Raw genomic sequence first — 3801 nt, 5'->3', positions numbered from 1 at the left:
CATGGTTTTAACGATTGGAATGTTATGCCAGAACATAGTAATAGAATCTACCAAAAAGCAAAAGCAATGGGTTTACCAACACAGTTGTTTTACCACCAAAATGGACATGGTGGACCTCCTCCAATGAAAATGATGAACCGTTGGTTTACACATTATTTACATGGTATTGATAATGGTGTTGAAAACGATAAACAAGCTTGGATTGTTAGAGAAAATGATAAAATGAGCGAACCAACAGCTTATGATGCGTATCCAAATCCTGATGCTAAAAACGTAACGCTTTATTTAAATAAAGGTGGAAACGCAACTGGAGTTTTATCGACTACGCAAAGCAAAAGACAAAAAACAGAAACTTTGGTTGACGATTTTAATATTTCGGCTAAAGAACACGCACAAGCAGCAAACTCTAACAATAGATTATTATATGCAACTCCAATATTAAAAGAAGCGCTTCACCTTTCTGGAGAAAGCGAAGTAACTATAAGTTTATCTAGTAGTAAAGCGGCTGCAAATTTATCTATTATCATGGTGTCTTTACCTTACGAGGATAATGCTAAAGTAATTACAGATAATATTATTACACGTGGTTGGGCAGACCCACAAAACCATAAATCTTTAAGAGAAAGTGAGCCTCTTAAAAAAGGTGAATTTTACGATGTTACTTTTAAATTACAACCAGACGATCAAATTATTCGCGCTGGACAACAAATAGGATTAATTATTTTTTCTAGTGATAAAGAATTTACATTACATCCAAAACCTGGAACTGAGTTAACTATAGATTTAGACAAAACAAGTCTAACTTTACCTGTTGTTGGTGGATTAGAAGCTTTAAATAAAGCAACTAAGTAATAGTATGAGAGTATTAGTTAATAATATGAATTAGCTTTACAAGCTTTAAATACATTAGAAATCAAACTAAAATTGGACTTAAAGAATCTAAAAACATTGCAGATAACTTAGATAATAATTCAGATTTCTATAATGGTGAAAGTGAAATTATTCTAGATTATAGTAATCTGGGTTTCGAAGATATTCACCAAAAATCTCATAAACACAGTAAAAGAGGCAACCATATTATTAGAAAAAAACAAGGCAGCTTTAAAAACTATATTATTATTGCTTTGCTAATTTGCCTTATTATTATTTTCTATTTGTATTTAAAAAAAATAGAAAAGCAACTATTTAAAACCACTTCCTAACAGAAGTGGTTTTTGTTTTTAAACTATATTTGCCAAACTAAACTTTTAGATGTCAATAACACTACTTTCTTCTCCTCTACAAGGCTTTACCGATTTTAGGTTTCGTAATGCGTTTCATCACTATTTTGGTGGTATCGATACTTTTTATGCACCATATATTCGATTAAATGGAAAGTTAAAAATCAAGAATTCTTATCAACTCGATTTACAACCAGAAAACAATACCACTTTAGAAGTTATACCACAAGTAATGACAGCAGATCCAGACGAATTTTTATTCGTGGTAAAATATGTGCAAAGTTTAGGCTATAAAGAATTGAATTGGAATTTAGGTTGCCCTTATCCTATGGTTACAAAATCTGGAATGGGTTCTGGACTAATTTGTAATCCTAATAAAATTAACGACATTTTAAAAAAAGCGCATAACGAAAGTGACATTACAGTTTCCATGAAAATGAGAATGGGTTACGAACACACTGAAGAAATTTTAGACACCTTTCCTATTCTAGATAATTATCCGCTTAAAAACATTGCTATTCACGCTCGTATTGGCAAACAATTATATAAAGGACCTGTAGATTTAGACGCTTTCGAGCGTTGTATTACAAGCACAAAACACAAACTCTATTACAATGGAGATATTACTAGTGTTGCTGCTTTTAAAAACATAGAAGCACGTTTTCCAAGTATAGATCATTTTATGATTGGTCGTGGATTAATTGCAGATCCTTTTTTACCAAGCATGATTAAAAATAACACCACAGAATATCCTAAAAACCGTTGGGATATTTTTAGTGAATTTCATGATACCATTTACCAACAATACGACGAATACTTATCTGGACCAACACCAATTAAAATGAAAATGTTAGGCTTTTGGGAGTTCTTTTCTCAGTCGTTTTCAAATCCGCAAAAAACATACAAAGCCATAAAAAAAGCTGGTAATCCTATAAAATACAAGAAAGCGGTTGCTAGTATTTTGAGCAATGAAAAATAATTTAAATTATATTTACATAAACCAATCAAAATAAAAAACATGCAGAATGATTATAAATCTAAAAGCTTTAAAGAATGGTTAGATAAACTACAGCAAGAAAGCTGGCAACTAGAGCTTATCATTTCTGGATTTTCTATTTATGGTTTAACTCAAGTTTTCGAACCATTGAATGATTCATTCACAATGGCTCAAAATGATAGTAACACTATTAAAATTATAATTTTTGTAATAGCCCTTTTTGCTTGTTCAATATTATTAACTACTTTATTATTGCATGTAATATTAAGAGGCTTATGGATTGGAGCTTTAGGTTTACGTTATGTCTCTGGCGATATTAATTACGAAAAATTAAATTACAGACCTAAGTTTGATAATTACTTAAGAAAAAAAATAGGATCGTTTGATAAGTACATTTCAAAATTAGAGGATTATTGTAGTGTACTTTTTGCTATTGCATTTCTACTTATTTTTTATCTTATTTCCTTTTTTATAATCACTGGAGTAATTACTGCTATTGCATACTTTTTTTTAAAAGACCATGAAAATAAACATATTGTTCTTTTTGTTATAGGTATTGTATTAATGGTATTTATTCTTTTAGGAATGCTTTTTACATTTATAGACTTTTTAACTCAAGGCTATTTAAAAAGAAATAAATGGTTGGCAAAAGTTTATTTTCCGTTTTATTGGGTATTTAGCTACTTAATGTTATCGTTTTTATATAGACCATTAGTATACAACTTTTTAGACAACAAATTCGGAAAACGCTTAAGCTACATTTTAATTCCTCTATATTTTTTAATTAGCATGCTAGGTTCTTTTAATTTTATAAAATCTAACTATTTATCAAGCAGTGATGCTTCAAGTACTTTTATAGCAAATATTTTAAATTATGATGATGAGATTATTAAAAAAGACATGTTTGTTAGTAATGCATCTATTCCTTCAAAAATAATTACAACACATTATTTACCAATATTTATTAAGCAACATAAAGTTATCGAAGATGCGATTTTTGAATATAATGAAGCCTTAAAACCAGAAGAAGATTTACGTGGAATAAGTACTAACATTTTTGTTTCGACCAAAAAGGAAGAACAAAAACAAAAAATAGATTCTTTAAGAATAGATTATATAAAAACGCTTTCTAAGATTTATAGTTTTAAAATCGATAGTTTAGAGTTTAATAACATTGAATTTGTATTCACAAAACATAACACAAATCAAGATGGTTTTGAATCTGTAGTAAGCCTAAAACAAATTGAAGATGGTAAGCACGATTTAGAAGTTTATAGGTTAAATATGGAGAATGACTCTTTAAAACAAAAACTAATTGCAACAATTCCATTCTGGCTCTATAAAGAGTAATTTTACTATACTTTTATTAATACATTCAAAATATCTTTTGTGAAAGACCTCTTACTAATAACACCACCTTTTACCCAATTAAACACACCTTATCCTGCAACTGCATATTTAAAAGGGTTTTTAAATACTAAAGGCATTTCTGCCTTTCAAATGGATTTAGGTATTGAGGTTATTCTGGAGTTATTCAGTAAAAAAACATTTAAAAAACTATTCGATTTAGCTATTGAAAACAAC

Annotated in this window: 4 protein-coding genes; all 4 read left to right on the top strand. The window is 29.1% G+C overall.

Annotated elements, in window-relative coordinates:
• Positions 1–852 (top strand): CocE/NonD family hydrolase C-terminal non-catalytic domain-containing protein (locus Q0C58_RS11815; protein WP_290701833.1); only part of this gene is annotated, 852 nt, incomplete at its 5' end.
• 399 nt (positions 853–1251) lie between these two features.
• Entirely contained in the window at positions 1252–2199 is a 948-nt protein-coding gene (locus Q0C58_RS11810; protein WP_290701830.1) for a tRNA-dihydrouridine synthase family protein, read from the top strand.
• Between the two features lie 39 nt (positions 2200–2238).
• A complete protein-coding gene (locus Q0C58_RS11805; protein WP_290701826.1) occupies positions 2239–3567 on the top strand; it encodes a hypothetical protein in 1329 nt (442 codons plus the stop codon).
• A 39-nt stretch (positions 3568–3606) separates the two neighbouring features.
• On the top strand, positions 3607–3801 hold a 195-nt coding region (locus Q0C58_RS11800), incomplete at its 3' end, for a hypothetical protein (RefSeq protein WP_290701824.1).

The organism is Lacinutrix sp. (assembly GCF_023299985.1).
Lineage (GTDB): Bacteria > Bacteroidota > Bacteroidia > Flavobacteriales > Flavobacteriaceae > Lacinutrix.
The sequence above is the reverse complement of the archived record's forward strand: the minus strand, read 5'-3'. Positions and strand labels throughout refer to the sequence as shown.

Bases quoted from the DNA above. Each gene is read 5' to 3' on its own strand.
- Q0C58_RS11805 (WP_290701826.1), top strand. From the start codon at position 2,239: ATGCAGAATGATTATAAATCTAAAAGCTTTAAAGAATGGTTAGATAAA.
- Q0C58_RS11810 (WP_290701830.1), top strand. From the start codon at position 1,252: ATGTCAATAACACTACTTTCTTCTCCTCTACAAGGCTTTACCGATTTT.